At 43.4% G+C, this 18,163-nt stretch carries 16 protein-coding genes; 4 read left to right on the top strand and 12 right to left on the bottom strand.

Annotation, left to right across the window (positions count from 1 at the left end; genetic code table 11):
* Positions 1 to 16: 16 nt before the first annotated feature.
* The 4 genes from JMW85_RS08705 (at position 17) to JMW85_RS08690 (ending at position 5,358) form a co-directional block, all read left to right on the top strand.
* Positions 17 to 1,258, top strand: a complete 1,242-nt coding sequence (locus JMW85_RS08705; RefSeq protein ID WP_201581478.1) for an efflux RND transporter periplasmic adaptor subunit — start codon at positions 17 to 19, stop codon at positions 1,256 to 1,258.
* 77 nt (positions 1,259 to 1,335) lie between these two features.
* On the top strand, positions 1,336 to 2,535 hold the full coding sequence (locus JMW85_RS08700) for an ABC transporter permease (protein ID WP_201581810.1): 1,200 nt from the start codon (positions 1,336 to 1,338) through the stop codon (positions 2,533 to 2,535).
* An 88-nt stretch (positions 2,536 to 2,623) separates the two neighbouring features.
* The gene (locus JMW85_RS08695) at positions 2,624 to 3,331 is read left to right on the top strand and encodes an ABC transporter ATP-binding protein (RefSeq protein WP_201581809.1); all 708 of its coding nucleotides are present in this window, start codon (positions 2,624 to 2,626) and stop codon (positions 3,329 to 3,331) included.
* A 344-nt stretch (positions 3,332 to 3,675) separates the two neighbouring features.
* On the top strand, positions 3,676 to 5,358 hold the full coding sequence (locus JMW85_RS08690; RefSeq protein ID WP_045446305.1) for an NAD-dependent malic enzyme: 1,683 nt from the start codon (positions 3,676 to 3,678) through the stop codon (positions 5,356 to 5,358).
* A gap of 711 nt (positions 5,359 to 6,069) precedes the next feature.
* Here the strand turns inward: JMW85_RS08690 and JMW85_RS08685 are convergent.
* The 12 genes from JMW85_RS08685 to catC all read right to left on the bottom strand — a co-directional run bounded on the left by JMW85_RS08685 (position 6,070) and on the right by catC (position 18,088).
* On the bottom strand, positions 6,070 to 7,434 hold the full coding sequence (locus tag JMW85_RS08685) for an MFS transporter (RefSeq protein ID WP_201581477.1): 1,365 nt from the start codon (positions 7,432 to 7,434) through the stop codon (positions 6,070 to 6,072).
* A 414-nt stretch (positions 7,435 to 7,848) separates the two neighbouring features.
* On the bottom strand, positions 7,849 to 8,628 hold the full coding sequence (pcaD, locus tag JMW85_RS08680) for a 3-oxoadipate enol-lactonase (RefSeq protein ID WP_201581476.1): 780 nt from the start codon (positions 8,626 to 8,628) through the stop codon (positions 7,849 to 7,851).
* A 54-nt stretch (positions 8,629 to 8,682) separates the two neighbouring features.
* Positions 8,683 to 9,906 (bottom strand): 3-oxoadipyl-CoA thiolase, encoded by a 1,224-nt coding sequence (gene pcaF / locus JMW85_RS08675; RefSeq protein ID WP_201581808.1) that lies wholly within the window; start codon positions 9,904 to 9,906, stop codon positions 8,683 to 8,685.
* 38 nt (positions 9,907 to 9,944) lie between these two features.
* Entirely contained in the window at positions 9,945 to 10,604 is a 660-nt protein-coding gene (locus tag JMW85_RS08670) for a 3-oxoacid CoA-transferase subunit B (protein WP_201581475.1), read from the bottom strand.
* A 26-nt stretch (positions 10,605 to 10,630) separates the two neighbouring features.
* The gene (locus JMW85_RS08665; protein ID WP_201581474.1) at positions 10,631 to 11,353 is read right to left on the bottom strand and encodes a 3-oxoacid CoA-transferase subunit A; all 723 of its coding nucleotides are present in this window, start codon (positions 11,351 to 11,353) and stop codon (positions 10,631 to 10,633) included.
* Positions 11,354 to 11,465: 112 nt separating this feature from the next.
* Positions 11,466 to 12,704: a benzoate/H(+) symporter BenE gene (benE, locus tag JMW85_RS08660; RefSeq protein ID WP_201581473.1), complete on the bottom strand. Its 1,239-nt coding sequence runs from the start codon at positions 12,702 to 12,704 to the stop codon at positions 11,466 to 11,468.
* Between the two features lie 75 nt (positions 12,705 to 12,779).
* Complete coding sequence (locus tag JMW85_RS08655) at positions 12,780 to 13,559, bottom strand: 1,6-dihydroxycyclohexa-2,4-diene-1-carboxylate dehydrogenase (RefSeq protein WP_201581472.1); 780 nt, start codon at positions 13,557 to 13,559, stop codon at positions 12,780 to 12,782.
* Between the two features lie 59 nt (positions 13,560 to 13,618).
* Positions 13,619 to 14,635, bottom strand: a complete 1,017-nt coding sequence (benC, locus tag JMW85_RS08650) for a benzoate 1,2-dioxygenase electron transfer component BenC (protein ID WP_201581471.1) — start codon at positions 14,633 to 14,635, stop codon at positions 13,619 to 13,621.
* 65 nt (positions 14,636 to 14,700) lie between these two features.
* On the bottom strand, positions 14,701 to 15,198 hold the full coding sequence (gene benB / locus JMW85_RS08645) for a benzoate 1,2-dioxygenase small subunit (protein ID WP_020443471.1): 498 nt from the start codon (positions 15,196 to 15,198) through the stop codon (positions 14,701 to 14,703).
* A 62-nt stretch (positions 15,199 to 15,260) separates the two neighbouring features.
* Positions 15,261 to 16,646 (bottom strand): benzoate 1,2-dioxygenase large subunit, encoded by a 1,386-nt coding sequence (gene benA, locus JMW85_RS08640; protein ID WP_201581470.1) that lies wholly within the window; start codon positions 16,644 to 16,646, stop codon positions 15,261 to 15,263.
* 128 nt (positions 16,647 to 16,774) lie between these two features.
* Positions 16,775 to 17,698, bottom strand: coding sequence for a catechol 1,2-dioxygenase (catA, locus tag JMW85_RS08635; protein ID WP_201581469.1), 924 nt, complete (start codon positions 17,696 to 17,698; stop codon positions 16,775 to 16,777).
* Between the two features lie 99 nt (positions 17,699 to 17,797).
* On the bottom strand, positions 17,798 to 18,088 hold the full coding sequence (gene catC, locus JMW85_RS08630) for a muconolactone Delta-isomerase (RefSeq protein WP_011513602.1): 291 nt from the start codon (positions 18,086 to 18,088) through the stop codon (positions 17,798 to 17,800).
* Between the last annotated feature and the right edge of the window lie 75 nt (positions 18,089 to 18,163).

The raw sequence follows: 18,163 nt of genomic DNA, 5'->3' as shown, positions 1-18,163 counted from the left end.
GAACGGGAGAAACTCATTGCGCGCTATTCCTTATAAACTGATTGTTAGCGCACTACTGCTCATCATTGTTGCGGGCTTTTTTGCCTTTCGCTGGTGGCAAGGACCACTATTACCAAGCTATAGAATATCTTCGATGCCTTTGGTGCAGACGGTCGTAGCGACTGGACGGGTCGTTGCCGTATCGAATATTGACATTGGTAGCGAGATATCAGGTGTTGTATTAGAGCGACGGGTAGCAGAAGGCGAACAAGTCGCTGCAGGAGATTTATTGTTGGTACTAAGCTCCGATGACGTTGCAGCCCAAGTGCGGCAAGCAGAAGCCGAGTTGGCGGAATTGATTAGTAGCACTCGTCCACAGGCAGCAGTAGATTTGACCAATGCCGAAGTAGCGTTGGCGCAAGCTGGCCGTAATGTCGAGCGTAGGCGCGAATTGGCTACTATCTCGGCCATCTCTGATGAGGAAATGGAGCAGGCGATTCAAGCCCAAGCTCAAGCACGCAATAACCTTGAAAATGCACGACTGAGAGCGAATGCACTCTCCTCTGGTGGTGTTGAAGAAGATTTATTACGTGCTCGTATCGCAGCATTGCAGGCTCAGCTCAACAAAGCGCAAGTACGTAGCAAAGTATCAGGCACTATTCTAACCCGTAATATTGAGGTAGGCGATTTGGTACAGCCAGGTCAAAGCTTGTTTACTATTGCCCTCGATGGTAAAACTGAAATACGAGTACCGCTTGATGAACGTAATTTATCTCGATTGGCCTTGCAGCAACCGGCTGTCGCTATTGCTGATGCCTATCCGGATCAACCGTTCCCCGTACGTATTAGTTTCATTGCACCAAGTATAGATCCGCAACGCGGTACGGTAGAGGTGAGATTATCCGTCGATCCTGTACCTGATTTTTTGCGTCAAGATATGACGGTATCAGTGAATATCGAAACGGATCAACGCGCAAAAGCCTTAGTCATTCCTAATGATGCACTAGCCAATATTAAAGAAGACAGCGCCGAAGTATTATTATTGCGTGATGGTAAAACACAACGTCAAGTAGTGAAATTAGGGTTACGCGAGCTATCAGCATCAGAGGTGCTCTTAGGACTGAGCGCAGGCGATGAGATTTTGGTTGATGCCACTGTCTCACTGGCTGATGGAAAAAGAGTGAGAACCGCGCTTCAAGCAGCACCTTTTGCCGCTCCTGATGCTGACAAGATAACGACGGTAAGTGATAAGAGCCAAGCAGCGGAGACAGTCAATTGACGGCATTTTTCGATAGACTATGGATTGATGCCAACATTGCCATCAGTTTTTTACGCGAGGGACGCATACAGTCGTTGATGATTACTCTTGGAGTGGCGATAGGTGTTGCCGTTATTATATTTATCACCGCACTCATCCAAGGATTACAGACCAACCTTATTGACAGTACCCTCGGCAGTCAGGCACATATTCGCTTAGTAGCGCCAGACGAAGTCAACCTAATAGCGCCATCTGCTGATGATACGCTGCAACTGATACAAGAAGACAAGCGTCCACAGCGGCTACGTTCTATTAATAATTGGCAGCAAATCACTGACACGCTAGATCAACTGCCCTTATTAACTGCCGTATCGCCAAACGTGTCTGGGCCTGGGTTTGTCCGGCGTGGTGAGGCATTAGAGTCGGTAATACTAGTAGGTACTGACTTGGCGCGTTATCAGAATATAATCCCACTTGATGAATACTTAATCAGTGGTGAGCTGCGAGTGGGCGCAGATAATGTATTGATTGGTAGTGAACTGGCTAAAGATTTGGGAGTAGAGGTCGGCAGCAAATTACGTTTGGACACAGGTCAAGACAGTGGTGATAATGGCAACAATAATCTGAGTAACAACTTTGGTAGCAACCTTAGTAACAACAGCGCTGTAGTCAATATCGCTGGTATATTTGAGCTCGGCGTACGAGAGCTTGATGCGCGCTACGTCTATCTAGACTTAAAACAAGCGCAGTCATTACTCAACCTACCGGGCGGTATCACAGTCATTGATTTGACGGTTGAAGATATCTTTGAGGCGGAGGAAATCGCTGCACAAGTGGGTCGTTTGACCTCATTGCAAGCAGAAAGCTGGATTGAAACCAACGCCCAACTGCTGAGTGGTCTCACGGCTCAAAGTTTATCTAGCAATATGATTGTCGTTTTTGTGGCGATCTCGGTGGCTTTTGGCATTGCCAGTGTGCTGTCAGTCAGTGTGGTTCAGCGTACGCGCGAGATTGGTATCTTACGAGCCATGGGTGCAACTCGTCAGAAAATCCTACGAATATTCTTAATTCAAGGGGCTATATTTGGCTTGCTAGGCTCGATTGTCGGTAGTGGTGTCAGCTATGTATTGGTCTGGTCTTTTAATACTTTTGGGCCCGACATATTTACCATTCCCATATCGATAAACCTGATCTTAGTGACTATGTCGTTAGCAACGCTAACTGGTGTGATAGCAGCCGCTATTCCAGCGCGGCGCGCAGCAGCACTTGATCCAGTGGTGGCTATTCGTTATGTCTAATCATGATTCTAGCGACACTTTTAATAATGACTTTAACAGTGACTTTAAAGATGTTTCTGTCAATCCTTTTAATAAGACGTCAACTCCTATGTCCAGTCAATCTCACGAAGTTCTGCGTTTAGAGGCACTAAAAAAGTCTTATAACATCGGTCAACCTAATGAGATTGAGGTGCTGCACGGTATTGACTTAACCATCAGCAATAACGACTTTGCTGCCCTGATTGGTCCTTCTGGTTCAGGTAAAAGCACTTTGCTAAATGTACTAGGGTTACTAGATCAGCCAACCAGCGGTGAGCTATATCTATTGGGTCAAGCAACCAGCGCTATGAATGATGCTGGTCGCACCGCTTTACGTGGCAGTAGTATTGGCTTTGTCTTTCAATTTCATCATCTGATTCAAGCGTTTAGTGCATTAGACAATATCTTAATGCCGCTAACATTGACAAGGGGTCGTCCAAATAAGCTTGCTATCCAAAAAGCGCGCGAGCTACTGGCAGCGGTTGGTCTGGAGCAGTTCGCTGACAGTAAGCCTAACGAGCTATCAGGTGGTCAGCAACAGCGTGTCGCCATTGCACGCGCCTTGATAACCGAACCGGCATTGCTATTGGCTGATGAACCTACAGGTAATCTGGATACCGTGACGGCTGGAGAAGTGTTTGAGCTGTTCCGCAAAGTCAATCAGGAACGTGATTGCGCGGTATTGTTGGTTACCCATGATCCACGCTTGTCAGCATCTTGTGATCGAACGATTAATTTGGTTGATGGTCGTATTGATAGTGATACGTTGAATAATTGAAAAATATCGTAGTGATAATAAAAGCCATATTGGCGGATTACTTATCTGCTTAACAAAGATTCCTATAAATACCGCCGTCAATACTGAAATCAATAAAGGTAGCGGCTTCGATTGTATGAAATCTCATAGAAAACACCCAATAATCAAAAACCCTTTTTTATAAAAATTTAAGGTAAAAGCTAAATATATCTATATTTCTAGGCCAATGTATCCGTGCCATCACCTTTAGAGCCATGTTCATTCAAAATGATTTTGTTATCTATTGTTAAATACCAGTAGATGCTATGTATAATGCAGCACTAGCATAGCTTTCACTCATATGCCTTTAATAAGAAGATTACATTATGTCAAACAAGCGTCCTTTATATATTCCCGTTGCAGGCCCCGCTCTTTTAGAGACTCCTTTACTAAATAAAGGCAGTGCTTTTTCATCAGAAGAACGTGATAGCTTTAATTTAACTGGGCTATTGCCTCATAACATTGAGACAATTGAAGAGCAATCACTACGCGCTTATCATCAACTGCGCTCATTCACTAATGATATGGATAAGCATATTTACTTGCGTAACATACAAGATACCAATGAAACCTTATTTCACCATCTAATTGAGCAGCATATTGAAGAGGTTATGCCGCTCATTTATACCCCGACGGTTGGTCAAGCATGTGAAAAATTCTCGCAAATTTATCGCCGTAAACGTGGTTTATTTATCTCATATCCTGAGCGCCATAAAATCGATGACATGCTGCAAAATGCTACCAAACAAAATGTGAAGGTAATCGTTGTCACTGACGGCGAACGTATATTAGGTCTAGGGGATCAAGGTATTGGTGGTATGGGTATTCCCATTGGTAAATTGGCTTTGTACACCGCTTGTGGTGGTATTAGCCCAGCTTATTGCCTACCAATTTTGTTGGATGTTGGTACCAATAATCAACAGCTACTTGACGATCCTATGTACATGGGCTGGAGAAACCCACGCATTTCTGGTGATGAATATAATGAGTTTGTCGACTTATTTATTCAAGCCGTTAAACGTCGTTGGCCTGAGGCATTATTACAATTTGAAGATTTTGCCCAAGAGAACGCGACACCATTATTGAATAAATATCGTGACCAATTATGCTGCTTCAATGATGACATTCAGGGCACTGCTGCGGTTTCAGTCGGTACCTTGATTGCCGCGTGCTTAAATAAGGGCCAAAAGCTTAGCCAACAAAAAATAGCATTTTTAGGCGCAGGGTCTGCTGGTTGCGGTATTGCTGAACATATCATTCGCCAAATGCAGCGTGAAGGGTTAACGGAGGCGCAGGCTCGCAGCCAAGTATTTATGGTTGACCGCTATGGCCTGCTTACTGATAACATGACGGAGCTACAAAAATTCCAAGAACCGTTAGTACAAAAAGAATCCGCTATTGAAAGCTGGGATAAAAGTAAGAAACTCGGTTTAGCGCAAGTGGTTAAACAAGCAAAAATAACCGTATTATTCGGCGTCAGTGGACAAAAAGGTCTGTTCACCCAAGAGGTGATCGAATCCTTGTGTGTTAATACTGAACATCCTATTGTATTACCACTTTCAAACCCCACGTCTCGTGTAGAAGCAACACCGCAAGAAGTGACTAATTGGAGCAAGGGTAAGGCAATTGTTGCAACAGGTAGTCCTTTTCCTCATACCACTTTTGAAGGTCAGTCTTTCGAGGTTTCTCAGTGTAATAACAGCTATATTTTCCCCGGGATTGGTCTGGGTGTTTTAGCAGCACGGGCGACGGGTATCAGCGATAATATGCTCATGGCGGCAAGCCAAGCCCTTGCAGATATATCAATGGAATACGAAAAAGCACCTGGTGCCATCCTACCGCCTATTAAAGTCATTAGAGAGATCAGTGAAAAAATAGCGTATGCAGTGGCATTGCAAGCGGCTCAAGATAAGCTAGCACTACCTATCACAGCGGAGAATTTACAACGTCGATTAAAAGCGAATTTTTGGTTACCTGAATATCGTAATTATCGCCGTACTTCTTTCTAATGTTAGAAATTAGATATAACAAATTCTAATATTAGGCACATTATCTAAGTAAAACACTAAATGAAAAAAGGTTGCTAACGCTATATTACATATAGTGTTGGCAACCTTTTTTACTGCTATTAAATTCACTAGTTTAGCAAGTTTACTTTTACTGGTTTTTCAGCACAGCTCAATGATTGTTTTCTATTAAATTCTAGACAATAAAAAACCCTTACAAGTCAATGACTGTAAGGGTTTGAATGTGGTGGACCCAGTAGGACTTGAACCTACGACCAAAGGATTATGAGTCCTTGTTTTTACAACAACAATACACAATGAATGGCGATAAGTAGCTGCAATTATTGGCGTAAAGCCTTTTGCATTGGAGGGTTAGGTTAGAAGATAAGTATATCTATCAACAAGTAGATATGCTTATCAATAAATTTGGAGTATCAAAATAGTATCAAAATGGATAGTTTCAGCAGATATTTTAAAAGTAAGGGTCTATAAATGAAACTTTTAAATGATTGGCAATAAAGGATATATCTTTCATTCAAAGTATAAAAAAAGCTAAGAGCTGGTTACTCTTGTTTTGACATATTCTATTGGTCAACAGACCCTACTCATAAATATGTAGGAGATATTGAAAAAACGTACCCACATCGTGAGTACGCTAAAAACTAATAAGTATAAAACAAGAACATCTGCATGAAAGTAAAGTCTAAATCAGATTTAGGTCGCTATAGGTGTATCTAAAGTGACTGGTTTCTCTTGAATTTTTTTACTATCTACTGCTGCATTTAAGTTTACAAGGAAAATAGCAGCAGCTGCAATTATTCCTGGTATGGCGATAAACAAAAAGTTAGTTTGGTGGCTTAGCTCTAGTGTAAGTAGCGCCCCAGTTAAGATAGGACCTACGATAGCACCAATACGACCGATACCTGATGCCCAACCCATAGCTGTGGTACGTACAGCAGTAGGATAATACTGAGCGACAAAGGTGTAGAGTAATATCTGTGAGCCAATAGTAGTAGCGCCTGCAATCGCTATAAGACTATATAGCACCACTTGCGGGCTATTGTAGCCAAGTAATATCAATGCGGCTGCACCAGCTACAAACATAATGGTTAATACTGGTTTTAGATGGAATCTATCAGCCAGTACACCGCCACCAATAGCGCCAACCATCCCACCAATATTGAGTGCGAATAAGAACAGCATACTAGCACCTAGCGAGTAACCTGCTTGAATCATAAGCTTTGGTAACCAACTGGCGAGAGCATATACCATCAATAAGCACATAAAGAAGGCTACCCAGAACATGATTGTGGTAAAGCCGCGATTTTTTAGGAACAAGGCTTTAATAGAAGCATCGTCACCTTTGGTTGGTTCGTCTAATATCAAAGTAGTTGACGCGGTAACTTTCTCTTGTGGTGCAAGTTTGCAGACGACTTTCTTGGCCTCATCGTGTCTTTTTTCTTTAACCAAATACATCAAAGATTCAGGCAGCATTTTCCAAATAATTGGCAATAGTAAGGTAGGGATGCCGGCGATATAAAACATAATCTCCCAGCCATAATCTACCACCAGAAATGATCCCAACAATGCTGACGCCATTCCGCCTATGGCATAACCACTAAACATAATGGCAACTAGAGTACTGCGGATACGTTTTGGGGCATATTCAGAGGTCAGCGCTACACAGATGGGCATTACACCGCCGATACCAAGACCAGCAATAAAGCGTAAGGCAGCAAACTGCATCGGACCATTGGCGAATGCGCCAGCGAATGTAAAGGTACTAAATAAGGCAACGCAAATCATAATAGTTTTTTTACGGCCGATTTTATCAGACAAGGTACCAAAAATCATTGCACCAAACATCATGCCAAAAAGTGCTGCGCTGGCAAGAAATCCTGCTTGTACTGCGGTCAAAGACCATTCTTCCATGAGTAAGGGTAATGCTACACCATAAATGATGAGATCATAACCATCAAAGATAATAATCAGTAGGCACCAAAACAGCACCTTCCAATGAAAGGGCGCGAATTTGGCTTCATCAATAACTTTATTGATGTTTAAGGTTGGTGATTCCATTCGTATTTCTCCATGGATAATATCCTTATAAGTGTCTAACAAGTTATTGTTTTCTGATGATCAAGTCAAAAACTATCTAAGTATAAATATATACCTATAAGGTATGGTTTTTAGTTTTACAGAGCATGAAAAGATATAGGCACGTGTAGATGACTTACATTAAATCAGTTAAAACCTATCTTAGGCGACCTCTAAGAAGCTAATAAATGTATGTATATTAGCTGTTTAGAGGCAAACTAAAGAAATCTGCACGATTTTTGGTAACAAGTGGTATTTCTTAAAAGACATGCAAGAAAATAGCTCATATATTTAAAAGATATATGAGATTCACCATGCATTATGGAAAAACATCACAAGATTGCCGTTAATGCTGTAACCGGTAGTGATGATATTTAGATAAGTTATATAGCAATATTATTGTTTAAAATACTGTCGCACGAGCTGATTAAACTCTTCAGGTTGCTCAATATTTGAGATATGCGAGGCATTGATAGTAGCGAGCGTAGCATTAGGTATATGATCGACCATATATTCACCATCGGCAACCGTTGTCACTGGGTCTTCAGTACCTGCAACCACCGTAACTGGCACGCGGATATCTTTTAACTGCTCACGAGTATCAGCGACAGATAATGCCTCGCAGCTGCTGGCATAACCCTCGCTACTGCCAGCTGCAAGAGCGCCAGATAATGCTTTAACTACATCAGGATGATTATCGATAAAACTTGAAGTGAACCAACGCGAGGCAGCCGTAGCGGCAATAGGATCCAGACCTTGCTCACGTACTAATTGCGCGCGATCTACCCATGCTGCCTCGTTACCAATCTTTACAGCGGTATTGCATAGCATCAAGTGATGAAAGCGGTCAGGGTGATTGATAGCCAGCCATTGACCAGTCATACCGCCCATAGAGATGCCACAAAAAAATGCTTTATCAATATTCAGATAATCAAGCAAATCAGTGACGTCTTTTCCAAGCTGATCTAAACTATAAGGACCTCTTGGTGCGGAAGACTTACCATGGCCACGAGTGTCATAGCAGATGATAAAATAATCGTTTTGCAAGGCATCGATTTGTGGCTGCCACATATGATAGCTGGTACCTAAAGAGTTGGAAAATATCAGAGCAGGATTGCTGCTATCACCAAAAGTGGCATAGTTTAGGACAATTTCTTGGTTGTCAAATAGGGGCATATTAAGCATCCTTATTTAGGATTAAAGTGTTGAAAGTATATGTAGAGATGAGTATTAATCTTGGTAATTAACCCGCTCAATAATCATGGCGATACCTTGTCCTACGCCGATACACATCGAGCAGATTGCATAACGCTTACCTGTTTTCTCAAGTTGATTAAGTGCCGTTAAAATCAAACGTGCTCCTGAAGCGCCAAGTGGATGACCAAGGGCAATCGCACCGCCATTAGGGTTAACGCGCTCGCTATCGTCAGCTAACCCTAAATCACGCGTACAAGCTAAAGATTGTGCAGCAAAAGCTTCATTAAGCTCAATCACATCCATGTCATCGAGAGAAAGACCCGTTTGCTTAAGCAGCTTTTTCATCGCTGGTGCTGGGGAAAAGCCCATGATACGTGGTTCAACGCCTACTGTGGTGGAAGCCACAATACGTGCCCGCGGCTTCAAATTAAATTCTTTAACGGCTTGCTCTGACGCTATTAAAAAAGCTGCCGCGCCATCATTGATGCCTGATGCATTACCAGCGGTTACGGTGCCATTTTCTTTAACAATGGCGTGCAGTTTGGTGAGTTTCTCAAGCGTGGTATCGGCGCGGGGATGCTCATCGGTATCGACAATGACAGGCTCGCCTTTACGTTGCGGGATAACGACAGGCGTAATCTCACTCTCAAAAAACCCTGACTCTTGGGCTGTAGCAGTACGTTGCTGGCTACGAAGCGCAAAAGTATCTTGATCAACGCGATTGACATTGAATTGCTCGGCGACATTTTCCGCTGTTTGCGGCATGGTCTCTGTACCGTATAGCTTATCCAATTTTGGGTTGATAAAACGCCAGCCCATAGTGGTATCTTCGAGCTTTTGACTACGACCAAACGCTTGATCTGACTTACCCATGACAAATGGCGCACGGCTCATGCTCTCAACGCCACCTGCAATAATTAGATGAGCTTCACCTGCCTTAATCGCACGTGCCGCAATGGCTAAGGCATCCATAGACGAGCCACATAGGCGATTCACTGTGGTAGCTGGCACTTGATAGGGCACACCTGCGAGTAGCGACGACATACGGCCGACATTGCGATTGTCTTCACCGCTCTGATTGGCACAACCGTAAATAACATCATCGACCTGTTCCCAGTCGATTGTGGTATTGCGTTCCATCAAGGCTTTAATGGGAATAGCACCCAAATCATCAGCACGTACAGGGGCGAGACCGCCGCCGTAGCGTCCAAAAGGGGTGCGAATGGCATCAATAATATAAGCGTTGTTTAAACCAATGGTTGAATCAGTCATCGTCCTTGTCCTTTTTATTGTTTTTAATTTGTAGCGTCAATTAGCATCGCACTCGTTAAGCCTTGTAATTCATCAAAGCTTAGGTCGTCAACCATCTCTGTAACGACTAAACCTTTATCAGTGACATCAATGATACAGAGGTCGGTATAGATACGGTCTACGCATTTTTTACCCGTCACCGGATAGCTAAGCTCACTAACAATCTTTGGCTCGCCCTCTTTGGTGATATGATTGGTCATGACAAAGACCTTTTTGGCACCGACGGCTAAGTCCATTGCGCCGCCAACGGCAGGTATTGCATCCTCTGCACCGGTACTCCAGTTGGCTAAGTCGCCATTGGCTGCCACTTGAAACGCGCCCAATACGCAAATGTCGATATGACCACCACGCATCATCGCAAAAGAGTCGCCATGATGGAAGAAGCTACCGCCATCGAGCATGGTGACGTATTCTTTGCCGGCATTAATCAGCTCGGGATCCTCTTCACCTTTAGCAGGTGGTGGTCCAAAAGCTAGTAAGCCATTTTCTGAATGTAAAAATACATCTTTATCATCCGGTAGGTATTGGGCAATTTTGGTCGGTAGTCCGATGCCTAAATTGACATAAGCACCATCTGGAATATCTTGTGCAGCGCGCTCGGCAATTTGATCGCGGGTCAAAACGGTGTAGGAAGTATGGCTCATGATGACGATCCTTATAATTGGCAGTATTAAGCGGTGGCTGTCGTTGCTGTGCTAGCATATTCATCACTAGCAGGTTCAGTACTAGTAGGCTGGATTTGCACCACATGCTGCACAAAAATACCCGGTGTAATAACATACTCAGGATCAAGTTCACCAAGATCCACCGTTTCAGAGACTTGGGCGATAGTAATATCAGCTGCCATTGCCATGATTGGACCAAAGTTGCGTGCAGACTTGCGGTACACCAAGTTGCCCCAGCGATCGCCTTTATTGGCTTTAATTAAGGCAAAATCAGCCTTTATCGGATATTCAAGAACATAGTCTTTACCATCGATATGACGAGTCTCTTTACCTTCTGCGAGTAAAGTGCCAAAGCCTGTTGGCGTATATACTGCGCCGAGTCCCATACCTGCTGCTTGAATACGACAAGCCAAATTACCTTGTGGTACTAGCTCCAGTTCAATCTTGCCAGCATGATAAAGCTCATCAAATACCCAAGAGTCTGATTGACGGGGAAAAGAGCAAATTATCTTACGTACAGCACCTGTTTGTAAGAGTTTGGCAAGGCCATGGTCGCCGTTACCGGCATTATTATTAATGATGACCAAATCTTTTACGCCCAAATTAATAAGCCCGTCAATGAGTTCAGCGGGTTGACCTGCCGTGCCAAAGCCACCAATCATAATGGTGGCGCCATCTTTGATTTGACTAAGTACGTCAGTGATACCTTTATCAGCTTTGTTAATCATGTTTATATCCTATAAAAAGTCATATGAGGTAGTGTCTTTAAAATTAATAAGTGGTACATGGGTTAGACTCATTGCTCTGACACTACTTAAATTTTTTGTAAGAGACTTGCTTTTAATTGGCTTCATTATTAGAGGTCGTTAATGAGATAGATGATGTTGGTAGTAGGCGTTTTTTGGTCAGAATATAGTGAGCAATCATGCCAATAAGAATGCCCCAAAACACAGAGCTTAATCCCAAAAAGCTCATACCCGATGCTGTCGCCAAAAAGGTAATTAACGCTGCATCTCTTTGCTCATCATTTTTCATAGCAATGGTGATATTGGCAGAAATGGCACCGATTAACGCAAGGCCGGCCAGTGCCGCGACAAGCTCTTTTGGAAGCAAGCTAAATACCATCACGATACTGCCAGCAAATAAACCGCCAAATAAATAGAAGATGCCATTAGCGACACCTGCGATATAGCGCTTTTCCTTAAGTTCATGCGCATCTTTGCCAGTACAAAGCGCGGCTGTGATAGCGGCAAGTACGATAGTGATACCACCAACACATGCAACTGCTAAAGAGGCGAGGCTTGTAACACTCACAATAGGCTTGGCTGGCGTGTCATAGCCACTTAGATTTAAAATAGCCATGCCGGGTAAGAATTGACCAGTTAAGCTCACAAGGATGAGTGGTATAGCGAGGTTAAACGTTGAGTTCCACGACCATTCAGGTGCAATAAAATTAGGTATGGTAACGGCTAAATCGAAATGGACAGGGTTCATTTTGCCAAGTAAGACGCTTAAGATAACACCGCATATCAACACCCAGATCATCGTATAGCGCGGCGAAAAGCGTTTGGCTAATAAATAGCAACCGAGCATGCTAAAGACGATAAATGGCATGCTATCAGTGGCTTTAAATAATTCTAAGCCGAACTGAAATAGGATGCCTGCCATCATGCCAGCGGCGATACCGTTAGGAATCCATTTTAATATTTTGTCGAAGTAACCTGTCGCTCCAATAATAAATATGACAATCGCTGAGATGATATAACCGGCAACAGCTTCATTAATACTCATCTGTGGAAATAGGGTAACCAGTAAAGCGGTACCAGGTGCGGACCATGCTGTAATAACCGGTGTTTTATATTTAATAGATAAATAAATACCAGGAATGGCAGCACCAATGGAGACACCCCAAATCCAAGACGCCATCATGGCATCCGATACTTGTGCGGCTTGTGCGGCTTGTGCGGCCTGAAAAAAAATAATCAAAGGACCTGCATAGGAAATAAGAACCGCTAAGAACCCTGCAACCGATGCAGAGAGCGACCAGTCGTTTTTTAAGGTTTGGATTACAGAGGCCATATTGCTTCCTTGCAAATTAGCATTCGTTACGGGGTTGCAAATTAAGATGCATGCTACTGATTGACAGATTTATTATTAGCCTTCGTCGCCACCGCCTACAGGAATGGTATTACCAGTAATATAAGAAGACTCATCGGATGCTAAAAACAAGATGGCATTGACTTGCTCATCTATCGTGCCGTAGCGTTTCATAAAGGTGCGATCAATGGTCTGATCAACCACCGCATTCATCCATGATTTTTCATCATCAGTTAATGGTTTGGTGTTACGTGGAATCTTTCTGGGCGGCGCTTCAGTACCGCCAGTTGCCACGGCATTCACACGGATGCCATCGTTTGCATACTCAAAAGCGAGCGATGCGGTCATGGCGTTCACGCCGCCTTTCGCTGTCGAGTAGGGTATGCGGTTGATACCACGAGTAGCGATAGAGGACACATTAACAATAATGCCTGACTGCTGTTTGACCATGGTTGGTAATACCGCATGACAACACCATAATGTTGGAAATAATGAGCGACTGATTTCCTTTTGGATTTCTGCTTCAGAGAAGCAGGTAAAAGGTTTCATCCATATTGCGCCGCCGACATTGTTGACTAATATATCGATACGCCCATAGCTATCAAGTGCCTTATCAATAGCCTCTTTAGCACCTTGACGGGTTTCAAGGTCAGCTTGAATGGTAACGGCTTGTCCACCATTAGCAATGATTTCAGCCAGCACCTCTTCTACTAATGGAGAAAAGTCTGCCATGACGATTTTTCCGCCCTCACTTGCTAAGCGTAATGCGACTCCGCGCCCGATGCCTTGGGCGGCACCAGTAACGATACATACTTTATTATCAAATCTTTTACTCATGACAGTCTCCTAAAAATCTTGCTCATGCTTTGCTAGTAGAGTAATACGGCTAAGCTATGTTATTGTTCACTGGGCGTGAATTTTTCATAGTAAAAATTGCACGGTTTTAGATTGCTGCTGTCTAACCAGTTACTCACCGCATCCACCATCCCTAACGGACCACACAAGTAGACATCGACGTCACCATCGTTTAGCCACTCATTATCAACATGACCGGTGACATAGCCTTTACGCTCATGCTGGCTGTCTTCAGTGGCCACACAGGTGCGGTAGTCAAACCAAGGGTGGTTTTGTTTGACTTCTTCTAGTTTCTCAACTTCTATCAGATCAAAATCGTTGGTGACGCCGTAGACCATCCTGACAGGATGATGGGCACCAGACACCTCTAAACTTTTTAGCATCGATAAAAAAGGCGCGATACCGGTACCGCCTGCTAGAAATAGAGTTGGGCGGATCAGAGGGCGCAGGTAAAAGCTACCAAATGGACCCTCAAAATTAATCTCTTGACCTATAGTTGCAGTATCAGATAAGAAGGTGCTCATCTTGCCATTAGGAATATTGCGGACGACAAATTCGGCCTGATTGGCACTAGGTATAGAGCTAAATGAATAGGAGCGTGTCTCGTTAGAATCAGGAATACTGACATTGACATACTGGCCTGGCAAAAATACTAGTGCATCTGGATTGTCGACTTCGACGCCAAAGTGAAGGGTAGATTCTGACAGTACATTCAGCTGTTGTAGTTTGCCTTTGAATACAGACTTGCCGACTTTGCAAGCTTCAGAGGAGGTTGGTACTTTGATCACGCAGTCGCTTTCTGGAATCATCTGACAGGTGAGTACATAACCTTCAGCAGCTTCAGCTTCTGTCAGTGCATCTTCGATATACATATCAGGGTGCATGTCGTAGCTGCCAGATTCACAATGGCAACGGCAAGTACCGCAAGCGCCATCAAGGCAATCCACAGGGATATTAAATTTTTGACGATACGCTGCTTCGGCGACGGTTTCGTCGGCTTCACATTTGATGAAGCCTGTGACGCCGTCTTCGAACTGTAGAGCAATATTATATTCCATGAGAAATATCCCTTTTCAACACGTATTAATTAAAAGCTAGTGGCTAAATAATGAGTGAATAATGATTAGACGTGATAGACGTCCATGATTTGATGCACATAGTCGTCTTTTAAGACCACATACTTATCCAAAATTTTTGGTTGGTCTTGAGTCATGTCTATTTTGTACTGAGAGTAACCCCAATAGGTATTGGTCTCGTGATAGCGAAAGGACTTGTTGATCCAGTTGAAACGCACCGTCACAATACCGTCATTGTCTTCGAGTAGTTCAATATTCGATAAATTGTGCGTGGTACGCGTATCAGGAATGGTCGCTGATGAGCGCTCAGTCTCGATGCGGAAGATACGATCTTCAAGACCACGGCGATCCGGATAATAAATCAGCGAGATTTCTCGTTGTGGGTCGCTGATGAGCTGACCATCATCATCCCAACTTGGCATCCAGAAAGGGCAGTCTTCATCGTAATAAGTGAGCCATTCTTCCCATTTTTTCTCATCCAATAAACGCGCTTCACGGTATAGAAACTGTCTAATGTCTTCAATGTTAACCGTTGCATTTTTCATGATTGATATCCTTATTTTTTGTCAGTTCTACAATAAATAGCAGAGTAATAATAAAAAATGTATTAGTCGCTATTAGCACCGTGTAGCTGCTGCTCTTGCTCTAGAGCTTTTTTCATCTCTTCATGCCAGTAGCGATGTTGGACGGTATATAGTCCTTCATCTTCAGTCTTAACACCACTCATTAAAGGTTTGAGGTCAATAGCGGCCGCGCCTTCATCTGCACCTTGAATCCAGTGCTCGGAGCCTCGGCACATATCATTCCATTCAAGCTTGATACCGTTATAACCTTCTTGGCATGAGCGGAACTCTTCTAAGTCATCAGGGGTTGCCATACCAGTAACGTTAAAGAAATCTTCATACTGACGGATACGGCGTGCACGTGACTCATCGCTTTCGCCTTTTGGTGCGATACACCAGATGCTAACTTCAGTTTTGTCAACCGCGATAGGGCGGAGCATACGAATTTGTGAGCCGAACTGATCCATGATGTAGACGTTTGGATATAGGCATAAGTTACGTGAGCGTTCAATCATCCAGTCCGCCATGGCTTCACCGTAGCTGGCGACATACTCATCGCGATAAGCGTAGTTTGGACGGTCTTGTGGGTTTTCCCACTGTGTCCATAACAGCATGTGACCGTTTTCAAAAGAATAAAACCCACCGCCTTGTCGACCCCATTTGCCAGCGTTCATGGCTTTGATATTGTCTTCTTTGACTGCTTCTTGTTCTTTACGACGTGCAGTGGTAGCCGCATAATTCCAATGCACAGCTGATACGTGATAGCCATCAGCACCGTTTTCAGCTTGCAGTTTCCAGTTACCATCAAAAGTATAGGTTGATGTGCCGCGTAGAACTTCTAGACCTTCTGGCGACTGATTGACAATCATGTCAAGAATTTTGGTAGAGCCGCCAAGCCAGTCTTCAATTGACTGAACATCATCATTTAAGCTAGCAAAGATAAAGCCTTTATAATTGGCCATTTTCACTTGTTTTAGGTCGTGTGAACCTTCTTTATTGAAACATTCTGGGTAGCCGGCGTGTCTTGGGTCTTTAACTTTAAGCAGCTTACCTGAGTTGTTAAAGGTCCAACCATGAAACGGGCAAGTGTAAGTGGCTTTATTGCCCTTTTTATGTCGGCAGAGCTGTGCACCACGGTGAGAGCATGAGTTAATCATGCAATGTAGCTCACCCTCTTTATTGCGGGCGAGAATGACGGGCTGACGGCCAATGTATGAGGTGTAGTAGTCGTTGTTATCAGGAACTTGAGACTCATGAGCCAAATACACCCAATTGTTTTCGAAGATGTACTTCATCTCAAGCTCGAACAACTCTTCGTTAGTGAAGGCGCTACGATGCAGGCGATAAATCCCTTTTTCGCTGTTTTCTTCTAAAAAATCATCAATAGTGATGTCTGATCCTTCAGGTACTAGATTGATACGCTCGCTCATGGCTGCCTTCCTTGTATAATGACGGTATAAAATGAGATTAGAAGCTAACGTTTGATACGACAACTGAGGACATATCAAACGTAAGTCGCTAATAGTTATTAATTAATGCTATTTAATATGAGTGCTCATTAACCTTGAGCACGGCGGCGTTCTACTTCGCTGCCTTGTATAGCTTGGTCAATGTCTTTTACTAAATGAAAGTCAAAGTCGATACTTGCGTAAGGCTTATCAAGCGCTTTTTCTTTTAGCTTGTCCGCATCTTCGACCATCGTTACCTCTGGTACCAAACCTTCGCGGCTTGCAAAAGCAAAGTCATCCCATAGGTACTCATCGCCATCGATGTTAATCTGCGTGGTCAGTTTGCGATGACCATCAGCACTGGCAAAGAAATGAATGTGAGCTGGGCGATGACCGTGACGTCCTAGCGCGCCCAATACTTTTTGCGTCATTCCTTCTGGTGGTACCGAGTAACCTAGCGGCACGATGCTGCGGAATGCATAATTTCCGTTTTCATCGGTAATGATGCTACGACGTAAGTTGAAATGAGACTGTGATTCATCAAAGAAAGAGTAGTTACCTAAGCTGTTGGCATGCCACACTTCAACTTTTGCATTTGGAAGAGGCTTTCCATCTTCACCATAAACAGTGCCTTGCATAAATAGCACGGTGCCATTGTCAAGGTCAGTGCCATCATCTAGACGCGCAAAGCCTTTTTCTTCTGGCGCACCAGCGACATAGAGTGGACCTTCAATAGTACGTACAGTACCACCGTCAAGACCGGCTGCTTTTAAATCCTCTTCAATCATTAAATCCATGAAGTGATCAAAACCAAGGCCGGGCGATAATAAACCTGCTTCTTTGCCCAAGTCACCGATAAACTCAACCCCAGACCAATACTCATCGGCGGTAATTTTTAAGTCGTTAATGGTTTGCATAAGGTCTGTGACAATACGTAGAACAATTGCTTGTACACGTGGATTGACTTGCTCAGGGAAGTCGATTTTGCCTTTGATGAATTGAGTGGCTAATGCTTCAATTTGGCTGCGTTCCATGTCTCTCTCCTTGTTGAGGACTGTTTTAATAAAGGGTAACTATATTGAGTACTCTTACTCAGTTTTTATAGAATCTGATATTCGCTTTACTTGCTTGGTTTAGCTGTCATCACTACGAACAGAAGATGGATGACGTAATAACGGTGTCACTTCAACCTTCATGTATGGATAAAGCGGTAGCGACATCATGATGTCGTGTAGCTCTTCATTACTCTCAACATCAAAGATGCTAAAATTAGAATACTGACCTGCTATGCGCCAAATATGACGCCATTTACCTTGCTCTTGCAGTTTTTGTGATAGTGCTTTTTCTGTGGCTTTAAGCTCGTTGACTTTATCGGCGTCCATATCTGTTGGGATTAAGACATCCATTCTGACGTGGTATAACATAATGATTTCCTTATACGTGATGAAAGATAACTTGGCTGACTTTTACAGTGTTTCAGTTTGAGCGTTAGTAGAAAA

Origin of the sequence: Psychrobacter glacincola, from assembly GCF_904846075.1 — a bacterium.
Lineage (GTDB): Bacteria > Pseudomonadota > Gammaproteobacteria > Pseudomonadales > Moraxellaceae > Psychrobacter > Psychrobacter glacincola_C.
The sequence above is the reverse complement of the archived record's forward strand: the minus strand, read 5'-3'. Positions and strand labels throughout refer to the sequence as shown.